This window comes from Roseovarius sp. THAF9, assembly GCF_009363715.1.
GTDB lineage: Bacteria > Pseudomonadota > Alphaproteobacteria > Rhodobacterales > Rhodobacteraceae > Roseovarius.
The window spans coordinates 2,234,725-2,254,090 of record NZ_CP045404.1; the positions used below are offsets into that span (position 1 = coordinate 2,234,725).

Genomic DNA, 19,366 nt, shown 5'->3' on the forward strand with positions numbered 1-19,366 from the left:
CATCTCCTTCGCTCAATCAAACCAAGCGAAGTTTACCGCCCTCTGCCATCCGGCACCTTGATCCCTGTCAATCCCGCGAAGGTAAAAGCGCCGCATCGAACTGCCCCGCGGCAGAGGCAAAACTCTGCACCCACAGCGCCGCCTCGGCCCCCTGCGTCGCCAGGTCCAGAACCCGGTTCGACGCCGCCACGGCGTTCAACCACGCGATCAAATGCAGCCTCTCGGGCTTACCGCAATAGCGCAGCGCGAACCAGCCCGGTGCCAGCCGCCCATCCTTGCGCCGCGCCCGGCCCATTACCGCGCCCGCAAGCGCCGACAGGCTGTTCTGTCCAAGTTCGGGGTCAGCGACGATGTCCTCCAACGCGCCGGTCAGCACATCCGGCGGCCACCCCCCGCAAAGCAATGTCTCCAGCAAGGCCGGGGGCGTGTAAATCGCCCCCTCCTCGGTCATGTCCGTCCAGGCGAAATGCCGAATGATCGCCCGCGCCCACTCGTCCAGAACCGCGCGTTCCTGCGCCGTGAACAGCTCGGGATACGCCCTTACCGCATCCCCGAACCGCAACAATTCCGTGCCCACGCCGATGTCGTCCGCCAACTCGTCTGCGGCCATGATCTCAAGATAACGCGGCAGGATCAGCTTCAGATCGTCCAGATCCCGCGGCACCCCATGCGCCGAGTTCGAATAATCGCAGATCTGCGCCACGCTCAGCCGGTCGTTCCGCGTGGCGATGATGGCCGCCCGCGCCTCCTCGGTCATACAGACCGGGCACAGGCAGACGTCAAGCTGGCCACTCACATGCCCGCGACCGAACACGTCATAGGCGGCCTCCACCGCCCGCATCAGTTCCGCTTTGAAGGGTCCATCCGTCACCGGCCCGCCATCCCGCGCGCCCGATGCAATGGGCTCAGTGGGTCCACGCGCCCCGGCGGTTGGTTGCGAAATTCTCGCCATAGCCGCCCTTGCGGATGTTGGGCTTGCGCTTGTGCGGCTCTGCCACGACCACGTCGATCCCGTGCTCCTTGGCATAGTCCAGCGCCGCCTCCTTGCTGGAAAAGCGCAACCGCACCTGCGCCTGCGTGTCCGATGAACTGGTCCAGCCCATCAACGGATCCACGTCGCGCCCGGTCTCGTTGACATGCTCCAGCACCCAGGTGTTGGTTTTGGCCTGCCCCGATTGGGTGGCCGTCCGCGCTGGCTGGTAGATACGTGCTGGCATGATGCGTCTCCGATCTGGTCTTGCCTTCCCGATTACCCCATGCGCCCCCAATGTCACAAGAGGCCATTTGCGCGCGCCCCGCTGCTTTTTCTTGCCAAAAATACTCAAATCCAGACGCGCGCCCCCCTGACAAATCCCGTCACCATTCCATGCACCATCGCCCGCCCGCCTTGAACTTGCGCGCGCAGGCATCAAGTCTGGGGCAAGTTTCAAGGAATCGCCCCATGCCCTACGCCCATTCCGACAAGTCCACCGCCCTGATGCACGCGCCCGCACCCGACGTGAAGGCGCGCGAGAAACTCGAGGGCGGCAAGCGGTTCGAAATGGTGACCGAGTTCTCGCCCGCCGGCGACCAGCCCACCGCCATCGCCGAGCTGTCCTCGGGCGTCGACGATGGCGAGCGTGACCAGGTCCTGCTCGGCGCCACCGGCACCGGCAAGACCTACACCATGGCCAAGGTGATCGAGGAAACCCAGCGTCCCGCCATCATACTCGCCCCCAACAAGACGCTGGCGGCCCAGCTCTACGGCGAGTTCAAGAATTTCTTTCCCAACAACGCGGTCGAGTATTTCGTCAGCTATTACGACTATTACCAGCCCGAAGCCTACGTGCCGCGCTCGGACACCTATATCGAGAAGGAATCCCAGATCAACGAACAGATCGACCGGATGCGCCACTCCGCCACCCGCGCGCTTCTGGAACGCGACGACGTGATCATCGTGGCCTCGGTCTCCTGCATCTACGGCATCGGGTCGGTCGAGACCTACGGCGCCATGACGCAGGACCTCAAGGTGGGCTCCGACTACGATCAGCGCGCCGTCATGGCCGATCTTGTGGCCCAGCAATACCGCCGTAACGACCAGGCCTTCCAGCGCGGCTCTTTCCGCGTGCGCGGTGACAGCCTCGAAATCTTCCCCGCCCACCTCGAGGACCGCGCATGGAAGTTGAGCTTCTTCGGAGAAGAACTTGAATCCATTACGGAATTCGACCCCCTGACGGGTGAGAAAACCGGCTCTTTCGACCAGATCCGCGTCTATGCCAATTCCCACTACGTGACGCCCAAGCCGACAATGCAGCAGGCCATCATCGGCATCAAGAAAGAGCTGCGCACCCGCCTCGACCAGCTTGTCGGCGAAGGCAAACTGCTTGAGGCGCAACGCCTCGAACAACGCACCAATTTCGACCTCGAAATGCTCGAGGCGACCGGCGTCTGCAACGGTATCGAGAACTATTCGCGCTACCTGACGGGCCGCGCCCCGGGCGAGCCGCCGCCCACGCTGTTCGAGTTCATCCCCGACAATGCCATTGTTTTCGCGGACGAATCCCACGTCTCCGTCCCGCAGATCGGCGGCATGTACAAGGGCGACTACCGGCGCAAGTTCACGCTCGCGGAACACGGCTTCCGCCTGCCCAGTTGCATGGACAACCGACCCCTCAAGTTCGAGGAATGGGACGCCATGCGCCCGCAATCCGTCTTCGTCTCCGCCACCCCGGCCAAGTGGGAGATCGAGCAAACCGGCGGCGTCTTCACCGAACAGGTCATCCGCCCCACCGGCCTTCTGGACCCCGAGGTCGAGATCCGCCCCGTCGAGATGCAGGTCGACGACCTGCTGGACGAGGTGCGCCGCGTGTCCGAGGCCGGCTACCGCACGCTGGTCACCACGCTGACCAAGCGCATGGCCGAGGACCTGACCGAGTACCTGCACGAGCAGGGCATCCGTGTACGCTACATGCACTCCGACATCGACACCATTGAAAGGATTGAGATTCTCCGTGACCTGCGCCTCGGCGCCTTCGACGTCCTGATCGGCATCAACCTCCTGCGCGAGGGGCTGGATATCCCCGAATGCGGCCTCGTCGCCATTCTGGACGCGGACAAGGAAGGCTTCCTGCGCTCCGAGACTTCGCTCATTCAGACCATCGGCCGCGCCGCGCGCAACGCCGAAGGCCGCGTGATCATGTATGCCGACCGCATGACCGGCAGCATGGAACGCGCCATCGGAGAGACCAACCGCCGCCGCGAAAAGCAGATCGCCTATAATGAAGAACACGGCATAACCCCCGAAACGATCAGGAAAAATGTCGAAGACATACTCGCCGGTCTCTACCAGGGCGACGTCGACATGAACCGCGTGACGGCCAAGGTCGACAAGCCCCTCGTCGGCGCCAACCTGCAAGCCCATCTCGACGGTCTGCGCACCGAGATGCGCAAGGCGGCGGAAAACCTCGAATTCGAAGAAGCCGCCCGCCTGCGCGACGAAGTCAAACGGTTGGAGGCCGTCGACCTCGCCGTCCACGACGACCCCCTGGCCCGCCAGTCGGCGGTCGAGGCCGCCTCCGACGCCGCCACGAAGTCACAGGGCCGGTCGACGGCAGGACGTCCGGGACAGCGGGGCGGGAATGTGAAGCGTAGGAAGAAATAATCAGGTCTTGAGCGAACTACTCTAGGGTGATTAACTTACTATACAAAATCGGAGATATTACATGAAAATTAATATGGCCGCCGGCCTTGTTGCGATTTTTGGACAAGCCGTATCTGCGAACGAAGAGATTATCCTTGAGCAACCCAGTGCCCCATTGGAAATATTAGCCTACAACTCTTCCTACAAGAACCCTGATCGAGGTGTAGGTGATGGCTCAATCATACATCGAATTAACGTTAAGAACACGTCCGATCAGCGCGTGGAAGCGTACGCTATAGGCATTAGAACATTTGATGCATTTAAACGCTCCATGGGGAGGCCTTTTGTTGGTTACGACATGAGTGCTGTGGATACCGGAAAAGATGCAGCGCCAATTTGGGAAAATCGAACGCTTTCTGCATACCTATATAGAACGCACGGAACTGGGATTGCATGTGTAGCAATTGCAAGACTCGAAGATGGTTCGATTTGGAAGGCGGATGAGGCAGCAATAACACGGCAACTTACTGACCTTGAGCTGAACCTTACAGTTTCTGAGGAATTTCAGTAGCTTGGCGAAGGGGGCGTGTTCCTCAGTTTGATTGGGAGTAATGATCGAAAAATCGGCTTAATAGCGCAAAGACCTCGAAAATGCATTTGGCTTCGATGCGCGTTCGCGGCGCTGATTGTCTAGATTGTCGATCGGCACTAGAGTTCAAAAGCCCCTCAAAACACCCCCGCCACCTCATACATCACCGGCTCGAAGCGCGAGCACATATCCGCGAACTCGCGGTTCCGCCGCCGCATCTCATCGCTCCGCAGCATCGCCTGGAAATCCTCCCGGCTGTCCCACTGCGAGTAATTGGCGATCCGCGTCTGGGCGTCGTTCACATGCAGCGCGGCGGCGATGAACCCCTTCTGTTTCGAGATGAACTCCGCATAGGCCGCCTCCAGCGCCTCCAGCAGATCCGCGCAGGTGCCCGGCGAGCATTCGAACGTGGTGACGACAGTCTGGCACGTGGCCCCGGCCTCGATCTTCAACATGGGCGATTCCTCCTAGCCTAGAGCCTAGCACAGCCCCACCTCAAAACGAGATCGTATCCACCAGCCGCACCCGCACGCCCTCGATCACCTGCTCCTGCCCCGGCACGCGCATGGTCCGCAGCCCCCGGCGTTGCTGTTGCAGGATCCGGTCCACCACCGCCTGGTCCCGTTCCGACAGCCGGTCCTCGTCACAGGCATCCGTCCGCGCCCACAGGTTGCGCGAAACCGGCCCCGCGATGGCGCTCGCCACCGTCTCCTGGCTGAAATCGCGGGCCACGATCCGCCGGTCGCGTTCCAGCGTCTTCAGCGTCTCGACGAAGATGTCCACCGTCTCCTGAAATGCCATGTCGCGGGTCTTGAGCTGTTCTGGCGTCGCGCTCGGGTCCTCCACGCAGCGCCGCGCGGCGAAAAGCCAGTCATGCACGATATAGACCGGGCCATAGCTCCACGGGGAAAACCCCCGGAACGCCTGCGCCACGCGCGGGATCGACCCGCCATCGGTATACATCACGCCGGGTGCGATCGCCGCGGGCACGCTCCCCTCGGGCCGGATGAACCGCAACTCGAATCCCGGTACCGGGACATAAACGAACCGCCCGCCGCTGCCCGATGCGGAGGTGCTCTGTTCCAGCCAATAAACCGACACCGCGCCCTCGAATTCCCCCGGCCGGGCGTCTTCGAAATTCACCTCGGCACAGCCCGCGAGGCCCGCCAGCGCCAAAACAATCAAAGCCAGCCGCCGCATCCTGCCCCCTTCGCTTCAAGCGTCGCGCCAATCATCATGGCACGTTTCCGCCGATTTCCAAAGCCTGCCGGGAACCACCATGCCTACGACCCTGTTGTATTGCCGAACGCCACGAGGGGTGCGCCACGGGGCCGCCCGACGTTCGCAGAAAAGGAGTATAATGATGAAATCGTTTCTCAGAACCACCGCGCTGGCAGCCTTGCTTTCCCTGCCGCTCGCCGCGACCGCCGCTGAAACCGCCGTCTCGGACATTTCCGTCGAGGCTGACCTGAATTCCATCCAGAACGCCACCGCGGCCAACGTCTGGGCCAACCTGCCCGCCGACCTGAAAAGCACCTTGGCCGTGCAACTGGCCGACCAGATCGCCCCTGAGGGCGAAGAAGGCGCCCAGATCATGATCGACATCACCTCGGTCGAGCTGGCCTCGTCTTTCGAAAACGTCGCCGATCTGGCCGACTCGAGAATTGCAGGCGACGTCATCATCGAACGGCCCGGCGACCAGTATGACGAAGCCTACAGCCTGACCGTCAACGCCGAGCAGGCGGCGGTTCTGCTTCCAGCGGACGCCGATATCATGCTGCTCGCCCCCGGCAGCATGGAATTCTACAACGCGATGGTCGGCGCCTTCGCCAACAATATCGCAGAGAAGATGCAGTAAGCGACCCAATCCCTAACGGTCTTCCCCCGTCCCGCATCGCCGGGGCGGGCGTTTTTTACACGCGCAGCGCCCGGTCCGACAGTTTCTGAAAATAGGGCGCGTGGTGCCGCAGGTAATTCTGCAGATGCGGTGCCTCCTCGACCAGCGCGTCGAATTCCATCTCCTTGCGCAACATCTCCTCGGGGTCCGCCGTGCGAATGCCAGATGACGTGCGCGCCTCCTCGTGCCATGCGCTGACATGCTCCCAGTCCTCGGGCGGGGCCTGCCAGTTGAACGCAGCCTCGGTATAGTCCAACCCGATCCGCGCCCAGAGTGCCCGCATGGTGCCCTTGGGATCGGCCCGCACCGCCTCGGCCTCGATCACCACCGGCGACAACCCTTCGGCCTCCGCCGCCTCGTACAGCCGCCATTGCGCCTCTATCCCGACTTCCTCTTGCGTGAAATCCGGGTCCAGCTTGTGATAGCTCAGCAGCGACGCCACCGGCGGACGGACCAGGAACACATGGGTGATCCGGCGCAGAATCTGCGTGTCCTCCAGCATCCGCGGCACCACGTAAAACGCCATGTCCTTGAAAAACACCGGGCCAGCCTCGGCCCGCTCTTGCAGCATGTCGCAGATACCCTCATAGGTGGTCGGATGCCCGGGCACCGGCTCGAACCCCGGAAAATCCCGGCCCTGCCCCACGTAATAGTCGTACATGAACGGCTCGTGCAGCACGTCCAGATCCCCGCGTTCGCGCATAATCCGTTCCGTCGCCGTGGACATCGACCGGGGGTGCGCCCAAAGCGCGATGATCTTGTGCATACAATGACCCTCCTGCCCGGACCCTACAAAGAGCGCGGCAGAGGTGCTAGGCCTTTGTCGCGTCGGGATTTCCCGCTATAGCGACCCCTCGTCGGTCAACGACATGGGCCGCGTGGTCGAGCCATCGCGATAGGCAATGCATTGCCACGGCGCCTGCCCTGCGCCGACGCCCACGATCACCTCTGTTCCGGCCTCGGAAAACTCCGAACTCAGCAAGACCACGTCCGGATTGTTGGTTTCCTCGGTCACAGCCTGCAAACAGGCCTGCTCGGCGGCACCCGGCATGTCGGTGGCCGCTGCGCCCGAGCCGCGCGCCGCCCCGGTCGTTCCTGCCGAAGGGTCGTTGCTGCCTTCCACAAGGTAGTCGCCCGCGGCCCATCCCTCAAAACCGGGATCGGCCAGTGTCGCCACGCGGCACCAGCGCCGCGCTTCTTCCATCCGGCAGCCCAGGTTGCGGACGTTCTGGCCGTTGTTCAGCGTCGTCACCACGGCCGCGCCGCCCGACGGAGCTTCGCGCAGGTTCAGCACACCGCCGCCCGAGGTCGCCACGCGGTAAAAATCCGGCCCGCCTTGCAGCCCGTCGGCATAGTCGTTCTGCACCGTGTCACCGGTTGCTCCCTCGATGCTGATGGCAAGCTCGTAGTCAGACACTTCCTCGCGCCGCGCCGCGCTGCGCATCATGTAGACCGAGATCGTGTAGGTCCCCGACGCCGGCAGCACCCCGTCGAACCGGTTCAGATCTGGCACCATCTCGCCCATCGTCCCGGCATTGGCAATTGCCTCGTCACCCGGCCCCTTGCCGGGGGCGTAGACGTTGAAATAGGTGGCCAGATTCGACGGCTCCAAACTTATCTGCATCCGTTGCCCGGCCTCTGCACCCAGGGTGTAGAGCACGCTTTCGTAGCCGGTGATCCTGTCGGTGATGGTCGTGCCGCTGGCGCCTGCGGCGAAGCGGACCGTTTCCGTCCGCATGTCATCCTGCGCCACCAAAGCGGCGGGCGCCCCGCAACCAATCGCCATTGCCAGGAAAAATACTCTCGCGTTCATCAATGGTCTCCCTTGAACTGTAACTTTGCAGTCAAAGGCCCTGATAACTATCGAAAAACTTTGCCTTTAAAGAAGAGGGCCTGCCCACCGAAGCACGGGCAAGCCCAACATATCACATTTGTCGCGCCAGCGGCCCAAGAAAGAAGCGCCGGTCGAAACGACTGACCCAAGGCGCCGACTCAGAAGTCAAACAGCTCCTCAAGGAACCCGCCGCGCTTTTTCTTCTTTTGCGGGCGGCTGTCGGCCTGCCAGACGCGGGCATCCGGCGCCTCGGGCGTGGTCCGCTCGATGATCTTGTCCAGCTCGCCACGGTCCAGCCACACCCCGCGGCATTGCGGGCAATAGTCGATCTCAACACCGGCGCGGTCGGTGATCACCAGCGTTTCTCCGTCAACCGGACATTTCATCGGGCAGTCCTCCTGTATTCCTGTTCATGGCATTTCAGATGGGTATCGCCCGCCGGTTTCTCAAGGCTCAGCGCAGGACATGCACCGCGCAGGCAGCATGTCGCACAACGTATTGCGCGGTCGAGCCCAGCAGCAGGTCCCCCATACCCGGGCGGTGCCCCGCGATCACGATGCAATCGACCTTGTGGCTGTCCGCGTAGTCCACGATGGTGCGCCCCGAATGTCCGTCCACCACCACGCCTGAGGCGTTCTCCAGACCCTCAGCGGCGCTGTCCAGTTCCGCCTGAACCGCGATCTTGCGTTCTTTCACGTAATCGCCCGGCAGATAGGTCGCGGCATAGCTCGGGATCTGCTCGATGACGTGAAACAACGTGATCTTCGCGCTGTGCTCGGCCAGCACTTCGGCCACGCGCATCGCGCCTTTCGCGTCGCGCTCTTCGTCAAACGACACGGGCACAAGGATATGCGTATACATGACGGTCTCCTCCTCTTTGGACACGCCATTGTCCCACAGCCGCGCCTCCGTCCGCCTTGACATGGATCACCCTCGGCGCAGCACGCGCCCGTCCGTCACCAGCAGCCCCAGCGCGATCAGGCCGAACCCGACCCACGCCTCCGCGCTCAACCGCTCGCCCAGAAACGCCGCGCCAAGCCCCGCCGCAAAGGGCGGGATCATCAGCGTCACCAGCATCAGGTTCGCCGCGCCCGCGCGGCGCAGGATGGCGAAGTAGAGCAGATAGGCCAGCGCGGTCGACAACGCCGCCACGGACAACAGCGCCGCCCAGACATGCACCGACAGATCGAAGCGCGGCACCCCGTCCACCCACAGCGCCACGGGCAACATCAGCAGGCTCGATCCCATGAGCATCCCCAGCGCGTTCATCTGCGGCGGCTGGCCTGCCAGCGCCCGCTTCGCCCAGACGCTGGCCAGCGCATAGCTCAACGCCGCGCCCAACACCGCAAGCTGCGCAAGGTTGCGCAAATCCACACCGCGCAGCAGGTCCGGCCCCATGATCGCCGCCACGCCCGCCAGGCCCAGCACAGCGCCCACGATCTTGCGCGGCACCAACGGCTCGTCGCGCAACAGCAGCCCCGCCACCACCGCACCGAACACCGCCGTCGTGCCATTCAGGATCGACGCAAGGCCGCTCTGGATCTCCACCTGCGCCCAGAAGATCAGCGAAAACGGGATCGCGTTGTTCAGCGCCCCCATCACCAGGTAGGCGCACCAGACTCGTGGCGCGCGCGGCAGGCGCAGCCCCAAAATCCGTACGACCACCAGCAGGATCGGGACCGCCCAGACCACTCGGTGCAGCGTGATGGTCAGCGGCGGCACCTCGGTCAGCGCGATTTCAGCGAAAAAGAACGACCCGCCCCAGACAGCGGCCAGCGCCAATAACATCACGCCGGACGTGGCGGATATGGAAGGGCTTGTTGTCATGCCCCGTGTTGGCATGACCGGAAATTCCAAACGACCCGTTTCTTGCGGGAAGTGCGGCCTTGTCAGTGACTTGTGGACAATCCGGCGCTCAGGCCAGCCCCTCGCCCGTACTCTTCACCCGGACACCATTGATCTTCCAGCCGCCCGGCCCCTGGATCATCTCGTATTCCAATTCGTAGTACACGCCGTCCGCGCCTTGGATCAGAACGTCCTGCATCAACGCATCGCCTTCGTCACGTTCCCCCAGAAACTCGACCTCCGCAGGTCGCCAGACCATCGGATAGCCGTTGCGCACCATCTGCCCGAACCGCTCGGACGAGCCGAAGATGCCCTGGATCATCGGGCTGGCATGGGTAAAGGCGGTGTCGAAATCGTCTTGCTGAAACGCGTCCAACTGGTCCGAGATCACCTGCCGCGCCGCGTCATCGGCACGCGCCGGCATGGCCAAAAGGAAAGATACTACGAGAAAAGACAGAAAACGGGTCATGGAAACACTCCTTTAAAGAGGAAATAGCCCGCATCACCCACGCTTCAAATGTCCGATGGGATTACTCAGCCTGCAAAGACTGAAGGAAGACCACAAGGTCCGCCACCGGTTGCGACATCATCACCGGCTGTCCGGCGCTCGTGCGCACAGCCACCTGGCGGGTCGTGTCGAAGAAATCGCCATAGACCGGCATGCTGGAGCCGTGCGACACAAGCGGGTCACGGCCGTCGATCCGCTGCGCCACGCGCTCCACCGGAAAGGTGCCGCCATGACGATCCGTCAGCGTCGTCAGGTCCGAAGGCTGCACCAGCAGCACCTCGCGCATCGGCCCATGACCATCGGCACGGGGCCCGTGACAACTGACGCAATGCTGCGCGTAAAGCGCGGCACCGGCTCCGGCGTCCCCTTCCGCCAAAACCGGCCCCGCGCCCAAGGCCAGACATGCGATCGCCCCGATCAGCCGCAGGCGTCCGGCCCAATCCTCATGCGTGCTGAATGCTCTCATTTGCTCCTCCGGGCGTGCAGGGATGCCGCGCTCCGGCCACCGGCATCTGTGCTCCGGCGCGGCTCGAACGGCATCGCCCGGGCACTCTGCCCCGTCCCGAAGCGCCGTGCCTTGATCTGGATCAGAAAATTTCGATCACGGCCTCCGGGACCACTCAGCGCACCTGCAGCCCGGAAATTTGCGCGCGGATCATGCTGTCGGTGTCGTCGCTGTCACCGGACACCGCAAGCCCCACCAGCGATGTCGCCTGCCCGCCAAAGGCGCGGCGAAAATCGGCGTTGAGGTCGACGCTCTCGCGTGCCTCCCCCGTCCCCGCACCGCGCAACACCACCGTCTTGCCCCGCGCGCCCAGATAGGGGCTGTTAAGAACCTCGCCGCGCGCGTGGTCTCCGCCCCAGACGTAGACCAGCACCCGCACGTCGTCGTTCGACAACAGCCGCGTCACCCGGCTGCCCTGTGCGCGCTCGGCCTCGGCTTCCGGCAGGAACACGAAGTAGAGCGCCAGGTTACGGTCGTCTCCGCCCTTGCGTGCCAGGTTGGTGGGCGGCACGCTTTGCGACACCTGCCAGTTCCATGACGCACCGCGCGCCTGCCATGCGGTCTTCGGCAAGGCCCGGTACAACAGCGAGACACTGGCATCCGAGGTCACGCCCAGCGCCCCGCCCCTGCGGGCATAGTCGTTGCCCGAGAACAGCGAGAACCGCTGATGCTTCCAGTTTCCGTCAAACGACACCGGCGCGGCATGGGCACCAGATACCGAAAGAGATGTCGTAGCCGCCAAGGCGACCGGCAGAACAAAACGCATGATCAAAACCTCTCTGTTATCTGCCTTGCAGTTAGACGCCCCGCCCACACGGGCCAGTCACCTATGCGTGAAGCACACGTCGTGGCGCATCTCGATTGAACCGATCCGTTCGTGGTGGCGACCCATCTGCATCCGCCACAGAGCAAAGGACACGCCGCCCATGCCACCGCCTCTCGCCTTTCCCTGGAAACCCGCCTTGCGCCTCGGCGCCGGCCTACTGCTGATGGCGCTCACCGCGCCCGACGCCCACAGCGCTGTTCTGCCTTGCGACCCGGCCTTGGACCGGCTGCCACCACCCGGCGTCCGTGCAGGTCCAAACGATACCTGCGACCTGACAGGCTGAAACCGCCCTTCTGTTTCCGGTGCCAACGCCCTATATCTCTGGTGTCAGACAACAGGAGCCTTTCGATGCACCGCGTCCTCACCATGACAGCCCTCTGCGCCGGCCTTTCCGGTGCAGCCCTCGCACAGGATTACGAAGAGCCCGACCCGGCAGATCTGGTGCCCGCCCATTTCAGCGCCGACAGTTTCGCGGCCCTCGACCAGTACGATCTTTACGACGTGACACTGGCGCTCAAGCGGGGGCGCAACATTCGGCTGGCCGATTGCACCCCGTCGCAAAGCCGCGCCATTTTCGAGGCGTCCTACGATCAGCGCGCACCCGCGGTGGACATGCTGCGCACCACCTGCGCGGGTTAATCCGCACCCGCCAACCGCTGCGCCAGCGCCCACGCGTCCGGGTCGACCTTGACCGGGTCCTGCACGGTGCGCGCCTGTCCCGGCATCCGCGCGCCCTCGTCCCGCTGCACCGCTTGGGATACCTGCGTCAGACGGTCGAAGAACGCACCGCCTGACACGTCCGGGTCCATGATCAGGTAGAAGTCCCCGATATCATGCGGGTCGCCTTCGGGCGCTTTCAGCGGGCCAAGGTCCACGCCTGCGCGGCTGCCGGTCATCCCCGCCGCCAACAGTTCCGCCATCAGGCCGAACCCCCAGCCCTTGTAGCCCCCCATGCTGACCAGCGAGCCTTTCAGCGCCGCTTCCGGGTCGGTCGTCGGCTTGCCCTCGGCATCGACCGCCCAGCCTTCGGGGATCGTCTCGCCCGCGGCCTTGGCCATGGTGATCTTGCCCAGCGCCACCGTGGTCGTGGATTGATCGAACAGCATCGCCACCCCGCCCTTGCCATCCGGGACCGCAAAGGAAATCGGGTTCGTGCCGATCACGCGGGATTTCCCGTCCGGCGGCGCCACCACCGGCGTCGCGTTGGTCATGCCCAGCACGATGAACCCGGCCCGAGCGATCTGCGCCGTGAAATAGCCCAGACTGGTACAGGTATGCGCGTGACAGACCGCAAGGCTGATCGTGCCCATTTCCTTCGCGGCGCGCGCAGCCTCCGGCAGCGCCTTCGAGAACGCCGCCTGCGCAAACCCGAACTTCGCATCCACCTCGACCACCCCGGGTCGCGGCTTGCGCACCTCCGGCACCGAGTCGCCCTTGACGCGCCCAGTCCGCAACTGCTGGCAATAGCTTTCAAGATAGTAAAGCCCGCAAATCCGGTTGCCCAAACCTTCCGCCTCGCGCACCGCCGCCGCGACTTCTGCCGCGATCCAGTCCTCGGCCCCGTGATTCACCAGCGCCGCCTTGGCCGTCGCCTCGATCTCATCCAGTGATACCTGCATGGCACCCCCCGTTGTCGCTTGCGTAGGGTGGGGTTTCACCCCACCACGATCCGCCCGTTCTCCAGCTTCACCACCCGGTCCATCCGCGCGGCCAACTCGAGGTTATGCGTCGCGATCAGCGCCGCCAGCCCGGTCCCCCGCACCAACTCCATCAGCGCCGCGAACACCTGATCCGACGTGCCGGGGTCCAGGTTCCCCGTCGGCTCGTCCGCCAGCAGCAAGCGTGGGCTGTTGGCCAGCGCCCGGCAGAACGCCACCCGCTGCTGCTCACCGCCCGACATGGCACTCGGTCGGTGCCCTGCCCGATCGGCAATGCCGACCTGCGTCAGCAACTCGGTCGCCCGCGCCTCGGCCATCTTGCGGCTGATCCCATCGGCCAGCTGCGGCAGTACGATGTTCTCCTGGGCCGTGAACTCCGGCAGAAGATGGTGAAATTGATAGACGAAACCAACCTCCTGCCGACGCATGATCGTGCGCCGCCGGTCCGACCGGCCCACCATGTCCTCGCCGCCGATCTCGACCGTGCCGCTATCGGCGGTGTCCAGCAGCCCCGCGATATGCAACAGCGTCGACTTGCCCGCCCCCGAGGGCGCCACCAGCGCCACCATCTCGCCCGCGCCGATCGTCAGGTCGATGCCCGACAGCACACGCACCTCGTTGGCCTTGCCCTTGTTATAGGCTTTCTCGACCCCGGCCAGCTTCAGCATCGCCTCACTCATAACGCAGCGCCTCCACCGGGTTCATCCGCGCCGCCCGCCGGGCGGGGAAAATCGTCACCACGAAGCTCAGGAACAGCGACAGGCCCACGGCACTCATCACGTCCCAGAACTCCAGCTTGGCGGGCAGGAAATAGATCCCCCGCGTGTCGGGCGTCCAGATCGGCTGGTTGCTGAAGCTGTCGATCACCGCGAAAATCTGGTCGATGTAGATCGCGAAAAGACAGCCCAGAACCGTGCCCATCACCGTGCCGATGATCCCGATAAAGGCCCCGCACATGAAGAAAACGCGCAGCACCGACCCCTCGGTCAGCCCCATGGTGCGCAGGATGCCGATATCGCGCCCCTTGTTCTTGACCAGCATGATCAACCCGCTGGTGATGTTCATTGCCGCGATCAGCACGAGGATCGACAGGATGATGAACATCACGTTGTCCTCCACCTCCAGCGCCCGCAGAAACCCGCTGCTGGAATCCCGCCATGTCCAGATCTGGGTGTTGTCCCCAGCGGCGCGCAAGAGGGCCAGCGACATCTCGTTCACCCGCTCCGGCTCCTCGATCATCACCTCGATCTCGTCGGCCTTGCCCTCGCTGTTGAAAAAGCTCTGCGCCTCTTCAAAAGGCAGGTAAACGCGGACCCGGTCGATATCGTACCGTCCCGCGCTGAACACATAGACCACGTCATAGGCATTCACGCGCGGGCTGGTGCCCAGCGCCGTGCGGTTACCTGTGGGGTTGATCACCCTGATCTTGTCGCCCACGCCAATGCCCAGCGTGCTGGCCACGCCAGACCCGATAGCAATGGGGAAGACGCCATCCTCGGCCGGGTCCAGCGCGAAATCCTCGATATCGCCCTGCGCCGTTTCCGGGTCCGCAATCCGCGGCAGCCCCTTCAGGTCCTCCAGAGTGATCCCCCGCACCTCGACCCCCGCGTTGCGGTCGCGCACGGTAGCCAGCACTTGGTTCTTGATCAGCGGCGCGGCCCGCGTGACGCCCTCGACCTGCCGCAACCGCTCCGCCATCGCCTCGTAATCGGTGATCTGCCGGTCGATGCGCCCCGTCTGCTGGTCCACCGTGCCGGCATTGTAGACCGTCACATGCGCGTTGGACCCAAGGATCGTATCCACAAACTCCGCGCGAAAGCCCGCCCGCACCGCCAGCGTCGCAATCAGCGCGAACACCGCCAGCGTGATGCCGATAAGGCTGATCCACGTCATAACGCTGACGCCCCCTTCGGCCCGCTTGGCCCGCAGATAGCGCCACGCGATCATCGTCTCGAAGGCGGAAAACGGCTTGGGCTGAACTGCCACGATGGGGACCTCGGGTTCGTTTTTGCGTCTCTGCGGTGTATCGTGACCCCGGTCAACGTCAACCCCGGTTTCGCCAAGCACCGCACCTGAAGTACTGAGCCCCGCGCGGAATCAAGGGCCTATAGGCCCGCCGCGCGATTGCCCGCTGCACGAAAGGCGATTGCCTGCAATCGCCGAAATGGGGACCGCCCAACCTACTCCGCCGGTGTCGCAACCGGCTTGCGCCGCACCACCCGGCCCAATCCACCCAGCAGCATCCCGACCAGCGTGTACCCCGCCAGGAACCCACCAAGGCCAAAGCCCGCCCCCGCCACCGTCGCCGGCACGGCAGGCTCGAAATCCCCCCAAGTCTTTTGCGCCAGTTCCGGGTCCAGGTACTGCCACCCGATCAGCGCCGCGCTGACCGAGTTGGTCGTCTGCAAATGCTCCAGATGCGCAGACAACCGCTCATGCCGGATCAGGACCTGCCCCATGCTCTCGCTCCGCGCCCGCGCCATGGCGGTGCCGCGCGCCAGGTCGGTGAGGGCCGCGTCCCGGCTCATGCCAAGCGCTGCGGCATCGGCGTCGAACCGCTCCACCACCCATGCCAATTCATCCACAGCGCCCGACAAACGCTGCTTATACTGTTGGGAAAACTCGGGAAATTGCGACGCGGCCAGTGCACAGCACAGCCCGCCCGCCAGGGCCAGTCCCTTGGAAATCATTGCTCTGCCTCGTTTTGTCGTCTTTTGTTTTGAGGCAAGTATAGCGCGTTTCGCGCGAATCCAGAAACAAAGATTACCGTGAACGACCGCGTCCGTTCACGCCCACGCTTGCAGACCCGTTACATCCAAGTGTGGAACGACCGATCCGCCATCGGCTCCACCGCGCCGGCCTCACCGCGATGCGGCGCATAGATCTCCGCGATCTTCTCGACCGCGGCTTCCGGCGCCATCTCCTCGCTCTCGCCCGTGCGACGGCTGGTCAATTCCACCACGCCGTTCTTCAGCCCACGCGGCCCCACGGTAATCCGCCACGGCAGGCCAATGAGGTCCATCGTGGCGAACTTGCCGCCCGCCCGTTCGTCGCGGTCGTCATAGAGCGGATCCAGCCCCTTGGCCTTCAGCGCCGCATAGAGCTTTTCGCACGCCGCATCCGCCTCGCCGTCGCCCTGTTTCAGGTTCACGATCCCGGCATGGAACGGCGTGACGCCCTCGGGCCAAATAATGCCCTTGTCGTCGTGGCTGGCCTCGATGATCGCGCCCACAAGGCGGCTGACGCCGATCCCGTGGCTGCCCATATGCACCGGCACCGGCTTGCCGTCCGGGCCCTGCACCGTGGCGCCCATCGGCTCGGAATACTTGGTGCCGAAGTAAAAGATCTGGCCCACCTCGATGCCCCGGGCCACGCGGCGGCGCTCCTCGGGGATCTTGTTGAACACCTCTTCATCGTGCGTCTCATCCGTCCGCGCATAGCGCGACGTGAACTCTTCCAGCACCGCCTGGCACTGGGCCTTGTCGCTGTAATCGATCTCGCGCTCACCGAATTTCAGGTCGGTGATCTCGCTGTCATAGAACACCTCGGACTCGCCCGTCTCGGCCAGCACCAGGAATTCATGCGTATCGTCCCCCCCGATCGGGCCGGAATCCGCCCGCATCGGGATCGCCTGCAGCCCCATCCGCTCATAGGTGCGCAAATAGCTGACCAGGTGGCGGTTATAGGCGTGCAGCGCGTCCTCCTTGGTCAGGTCGAAGTTATAGCCGTCCTTCATGAAGAACTCGCGCCCCCGCATCACACCGAAACGGGGCCGGATCTCGTCGCGGAATTTCCACTGGATATGATACAGCGTCAGCGGCAGGTCCCGGTAGCTGCCCACATGGGCGCGGAAGATATCCGTGATCAGTTCTTCGTTGGTCGGACCATAGAGCATATCCCGGTCCTGCCGGTCCCGGATGCGCAGCATCTCGGGGCCATAGGCATCGTACCGCCCGCTTTCGCGCCACAGGTCCGCCGATTGAAGGGTCGGCATCAGCATCGGGATATGCCCGGCCCGCACCTGCTCCTCGTGGACGATATTCTCCAGCTTTCGCAACACCTTGAAGCCCAGCGGCAGCCACGAATAGATCCCGGCGCTGGCCTGCTTGATCATCCCCGCCCGCAGCATCAGGCGGTGGCTCGCGATCTGCGCCTCCGAGGGCGTCTCCTTCAGGACCGGCAGGAAATACTTGGACAGGCGCATGGGGAACCTCTGGTCATTGCGTGCTTTGCCCCGTTTATGGCCTCAAGCCCCGCCAGACAAGCCGGAAGGCGCTTGCAACGCTGCCCCCCTTGCGCGAAAAACAGGTCGACGCATTTTGTTCTCCCGAGGTGGCATGGCCCTTCCCGTCCGGACACAGTTTCAATTCTGGGGCATCGCCATCGCGCTGTTCCTCGTTGTCATGTGGTTTCTGGGCGACGTGATCCTGCCCTTCGTGCTGGGCGGCGCCGTGGCCTACTTCCTCGACCCCATCGCCGACAAGATCGAACGCCTGGGGGCCTCCCGGGCCATCGCTGTCACGATCATCACGCTGGTGGGGCTGTGCATCTTCGTCATCATGGTGCTTCTGGTCATTCCCACGCTGGTCAACCAGACCGCCAACCTGATCGACATCGCGCCGCAGCTGTTCAACGACCTGCAGAACTTCCTCACTACCCGCTTTCCCGATCTGGTCGACCAGGACTCCACCCTGCGGCAGTCGCTCGCCAGCCTCGGCTCCACCATCCAGGAACGCGGCGGACAGGTGGTGGAAACGGTGCTGGCCTCGGTGGGATCGCTGGTCAACGTGATGGTCCTGCTGGTGATCGTGCCCGTGGTGGCCTTCTACCTGCTCTACGACTGGGACCGCATGGTCGCCGAGATCGACCGCCTGCTGCCGCGCGAACATGCGCCGGTCATCCGCCGCCTCGCGCGCGAAATCGATCAGACGCTCGCCAGCTTCATCCGCGGCATGGGCACGGTCTGTCTGATCCTCGGCACGTACTATGCCGTCGCGCTGATGTTGGTGGGTCTGCAATTCGGCCTCGTCGTCGGCGCCTTTGCCGGCTTCGTCACCTTCATCCCATACGTGGGCGCCATCCTTGGCGGCGCGCTCGCCATCGGCCTCGCGCTTTTCCAGTTCTGGGGCGACTGGCTGTCGATCGGGCTGGTGGCCGGCATTTTCGTGCTGGGCCAAGTGGTCGAGGGCAACATTCTGACGCCCAAGCTGGTCGGCAACTCCGTCGGCCTGCATCCGGTCTGGCTGATTTTCGCGCTCTCGGTCTTCGGCGCGCTTTTCGGCTTTGTCGGGATGCTCGTAGCCGTTCCGGTTGCGGCGGCCATCGGCGTGCTTGCGCGCTTCGCCGTGCAGCAATATCTCGACAGTGCCCTCTACCGAGGGCAGGAGACACGGGACACCGAATAATGGCACAGCAGCTCAGCTTCGACCTGCCCGCCAAACCGGCACACGGGCGGGAGGATTTTTTCGTTTCCGCCGCCAACGCGCAGGCCGTGGCCCTGATTGACGCTTGGGACAGTTGGCCCGCCCGCAAGCTGGTGCTGCACGGCCCGCCCGGCGCCGGCAAGACGCACCTCACCCATGTCTGGTCCGCCCAGAGCAGCGCCACGATCCTGCCCGCGCAGGACTTGGCCCGCGCGGACATCCCCGCCCTCGCCCGCAGCCACGTGGCGGTCGAGGATTGCGAGACCATCGCCGGACAGGACGCGGCCGAGACCGCGCTCTTTCATCTGCACAACCTGACGCTGGCCGAAGGCCATTCCCTGCTGCTGACGGCCAGCACCGCGCCCAAGTACTGGAACCTCGCGCTGCCTGACCTGGCCAGCCGGATGCAGGGCACGCCGGCGGTCGAACTCGACCTGCCCGACGACAAGCTGCTGACGGCGATCCTCGCCAAGCTCTTCGACGACCGCCAGCTGACCCCCACGCCGGATGTCGTCCCCTACTTGCTGCGCCGCATCGACCGCTCGTTCGACACCGCCCGCCAGGTCGTCGCCCTGCTCGATTCCGCCGCACTTTCGCGCAAACGGGCCCTCACCCGCCCGTTTGCCCGCGACGTGCTGGACAACGCAGGGCTGTAACGGCAC

Annotated in this window: 24 protein-coding genes; 7 read left to right on the forward strand and 17 right to left on the reverse strand. The window is 64.0% G+C overall.

Annotated elements, in window-relative coordinates; all coding sequences use genetic code 11:
- Nucleotides 1-67: 67 nt before the first annotated feature.
- Together FIU86_RS11100 and FIU86_RS11105 are read right to left on the reverse strand one after the other, a co-directional pair.
- On the reverse strand, nucleotides 68-871 hold the full coding sequence (locus FIU86_RS11100) for a hypothetical protein (RefSeq protein WP_152475141.1): 804 nt from the start codon (nucleotides 869-871) through the stop codon (nucleotides 68-70).
- Between the two features lie 34 nt (nucleotides 872-905).
- Nucleotides 906-1,217 (reverse strand): ETC complex I subunit, encoded by a 312-nt coding sequence (locus tag FIU86_RS11105; RefSeq protein WP_152475142.1) that lies wholly within the window; start codon nucleotides 1,215-1,217, stop codon nucleotides 906-908.
- A gap of 224 nt (nucleotides 1,218-1,441) precedes the next feature.
- Between FIU86_RS11105 and uvrB the strand changes: the two genes are divergently transcribed.
- Both uvrB and FIU86_RS11115 read left to right on the forward strand, forming a co-directional pair.
- Nucleotides 1,442-3,640, forward strand: coding sequence for an excinuclease ABC subunit UvrB (gene uvrB / locus FIU86_RS11110; protein WP_152475143.1), 2,199 nt, complete (start codon nucleotides 1,442-1,444; stop codon nucleotides 3,638-3,640).
- 61 nt (nucleotides 3,641-3,701) lie between these two features.
- Nucleotides 3,702-4,190, forward strand: a complete 489-nt coding sequence (locus FIU86_RS11115) for a hypothetical protein (protein WP_152475144.1) — start codon at nucleotides 3,702-3,704, stop codon at nucleotides 4,188-4,190.
- Between the two features lie 155 nt (nucleotides 4,191-4,345).
- On the opposite strand, the gene FIU86_RS11120 is transcribed toward FIU86_RS11115, so the two are convergent.
- A complete protein-coding gene (locus tag FIU86_RS11120) occupies nucleotides 4,346-4,663 on the reverse strand; it encodes an antibiotic biosynthesis monooxygenase (RefSeq protein WP_152475145.1) in 318 nt (105 codons plus the stop codon).
- 40 nt (nucleotides 4,664-4,703) lie between these two features.
- Nucleotides 4,704-5,408, reverse strand: a complete 705-nt coding sequence (locus FIU86_RS11125; RefSeq protein WP_152475146.1) for a hypothetical protein — start codon at nucleotides 5,406-5,408, stop codon at nucleotides 4,704-4,706.
- Between the two features lie 163 nt (nucleotides 5,409-5,571).
- On the opposite strand from FIU86_RS11125, the gene FIU86_RS11130 reads away from it, so the two are divergent.
- Nucleotides 5,572-6,066, forward strand: a complete 495-nt coding sequence (locus FIU86_RS11130; protein ID WP_152475147.1) for a hypothetical protein — start codon at nucleotides 5,572-5,574, stop codon at nucleotides 6,064-6,066.
- Nucleotides 6,067-6,121: 55 nt separating this feature from the next.
- Here the strand turns inward: FIU86_RS11130 and FIU86_RS11135 are convergent, their stop codons facing one another.
- From FIU86_RS11135 to FIU86_RS11170, 8 genes are all read right to left on the reverse strand, one after another.
- Complete coding sequence (locus FIU86_RS11135; protein ID WP_152475148.1) at nucleotides 6,122-6,871, reverse strand: hypothetical protein; 750 nt, start codon at nucleotides 6,869-6,871, stop codon at nucleotides 6,122-6,124.
- 75 nt (nucleotides 6,872-6,946) lie between these two features.
- Nucleotides 6,947-7,918, reverse strand: a complete 972-nt coding sequence (locus tag FIU86_RS11140) for an SH3 domain-containing protein (protein WP_152475149.1) — start codon at nucleotides 7,916-7,918, stop codon at nucleotides 6,947-6,949.
- 179 nt (nucleotides 7,919-8,097) lie between these two features.
- Nucleotides 8,098-8,325 (reverse strand): zf-TFIIB domain-containing protein, encoded by a 228-nt coding sequence (locus tag FIU86_RS11145; protein ID WP_152475150.1) that lies wholly within the window; start codon nucleotides 8,323-8,325, stop codon nucleotides 8,098-8,100.
- A 67-nt stretch (nucleotides 8,326-8,392) separates the two neighbouring features.
- Nucleotides 8,393-8,800: a universal stress protein gene (locus FIU86_RS11150; RefSeq protein ID WP_152477089.1), complete on the reverse strand. Its 408-nt coding sequence runs from the start codon at nucleotides 8,798-8,800 to the stop codon at nucleotides 8,393-8,395.
- A gap of 66 nt (nucleotides 8,801-8,866) precedes the next feature.
- Nucleotides 8,867-9,766: a DMT family transporter gene (locus FIU86_RS11155; protein ID WP_254703805.1), complete on the reverse strand. Its 900-nt coding sequence runs from the start codon at nucleotides 9,764-9,766 to the stop codon at nucleotides 8,867-8,869.
- 88 nt (nucleotides 9,767-9,854) lie between these two features.
- Entirely contained in the window at nucleotides 9,855-10,253 is a 399-nt protein-coding gene (locus FIU86_RS11160) for a DUF4864 domain-containing protein (RefSeq protein WP_152475151.1), read from the reverse strand.
- A 61-nt stretch (nucleotides 10,254-10,314) separates the two neighbouring features.
- Nucleotides 10,315-10,758, reverse strand: a complete 444-nt coding sequence (locus FIU86_RS11165; RefSeq protein WP_152475152.1) for a c-type cytochrome — start codon at nucleotides 10,756-10,758, stop codon at nucleotides 10,315-10,317.
- Nucleotides 10,759-10,912: 154 nt separating this feature from the next.
- Nucleotides 10,913-11,563 (reverse strand): DUF3047 domain-containing protein, encoded by a 651-nt coding sequence (locus FIU86_RS11170; RefSeq protein ID WP_152475153.1) that lies wholly within the window; start codon nucleotides 11,561-11,563, stop codon nucleotides 10,913-10,915.
- Nucleotides 11,564-11,723: 160 nt separating this feature from the next.
- Between FIU86_RS11170 and FIU86_RS11175 the strand changes: the two genes are divergently transcribed.
- Both FIU86_RS11175 and FIU86_RS11180 read left to right on the forward strand, forming a co-directional pair.
- Complete coding sequence (locus tag FIU86_RS11175; RefSeq protein WP_152475154.1) at nucleotides 11,724-11,906, forward strand: hypothetical protein; 183 nt, start codon at nucleotides 11,724-11,726, stop codon at nucleotides 11,904-11,906.
- A gap of 65 nt (nucleotides 11,907-11,971) precedes the next feature.
- Nucleotides 11,972-12,262 (forward strand): hypothetical protein, encoded by a 291-nt coding sequence (locus FIU86_RS11180; protein ID WP_152475155.1) that lies wholly within the window; start codon nucleotides 11,972-11,974, stop codon nucleotides 12,260-12,262.
- Here the strand turns inward: FIU86_RS11180 and FIU86_RS11185 are convergent.
- The 5 genes from FIU86_RS11185 to proS form a co-directional block, all read right to left on the reverse strand.
- Nucleotides 12,259-13,242, reverse strand: coding sequence for an Ldh family oxidoreductase (locus tag FIU86_RS11185; RefSeq protein ID WP_152475156.1), 984 nt, complete (start codon nucleotides 13,240-13,242; stop codon nucleotides 12,259-12,261). The genes FIU86_RS11180 and FIU86_RS11185 overlap by 4 nt on opposite strands.
- Before the next feature lie 35 nt (nucleotides 13,243-13,277).
- Complete coding sequence (locus FIU86_RS11190) at nucleotides 13,278-13,961, reverse strand: ABC transporter ATP-binding protein (RefSeq protein ID WP_152475157.1); 684 nt, start codon at nucleotides 13,959-13,961, stop codon at nucleotides 13,278-13,280.
- The gene (locus tag FIU86_RS11195; protein ID WP_152475158.1) at nucleotides 13,954-15,267 is read right to left on the reverse strand and encodes a lipoprotein-releasing ABC transporter permease subunit; all 1,314 of its coding nucleotides are present in this window, start codon (nucleotides 15,265-15,267) and stop codon (nucleotides 13,954-13,956) included. Before FIU86_RS11195 ends, FIU86_RS11190 begins: the two co-directional genes overlap by 8 nt.
- 194 nt (nucleotides 15,268-15,461) lie before the next feature.
- Entirely contained in the window at nucleotides 15,462-15,971 is a 510-nt protein-coding gene (locus tag FIU86_RS11200; protein WP_152475159.1) for a DUF2937 family protein, read from the reverse strand.
- Nucleotides 15,972-16,090: 119 nt separating this feature from the next.
- A complete protein-coding gene (proS, locus tag FIU86_RS11205) occupies nucleotides 16,091-17,485 on the reverse strand; it encodes a proline--tRNA ligase (protein ID WP_152475160.1) in 1,395 nt (464 codons plus the stop codon).
- A gap of 133 nt (nucleotides 17,486-17,618) precedes the next feature.
- On the opposite strand from proS, the gene FIU86_RS11210 reads away from it, so the two are divergent.
- Together FIU86_RS11210 and FIU86_RS11215 are read left to right on the forward strand one after the other, a co-directional pair.
- The gene (locus FIU86_RS11210) at nucleotides 17,619-18,686 is read left to right on the forward strand and encodes an AI-2E family transporter (protein WP_152475161.1); all 1,068 of its coding nucleotides are present in this window, start codon (nucleotides 17,619-17,621) and stop codon (nucleotides 18,684-18,686) included.
- Nucleotides 18,686-19,360 (forward strand): DnaA/Hda family protein, encoded by a 675-nt coding sequence (locus tag FIU86_RS11215; RefSeq protein ID WP_152475162.1) that lies wholly within the window; start codon nucleotides 18,686-18,688, stop codon nucleotides 19,358-19,360. The genes FIU86_RS11210 and FIU86_RS11215 overlap by 1 nt, the downstream gene beginning before the upstream one ends.
- The last annotated feature ends 6 nt before the right edge of the window (nucleotides 19,361-19,366 follow it).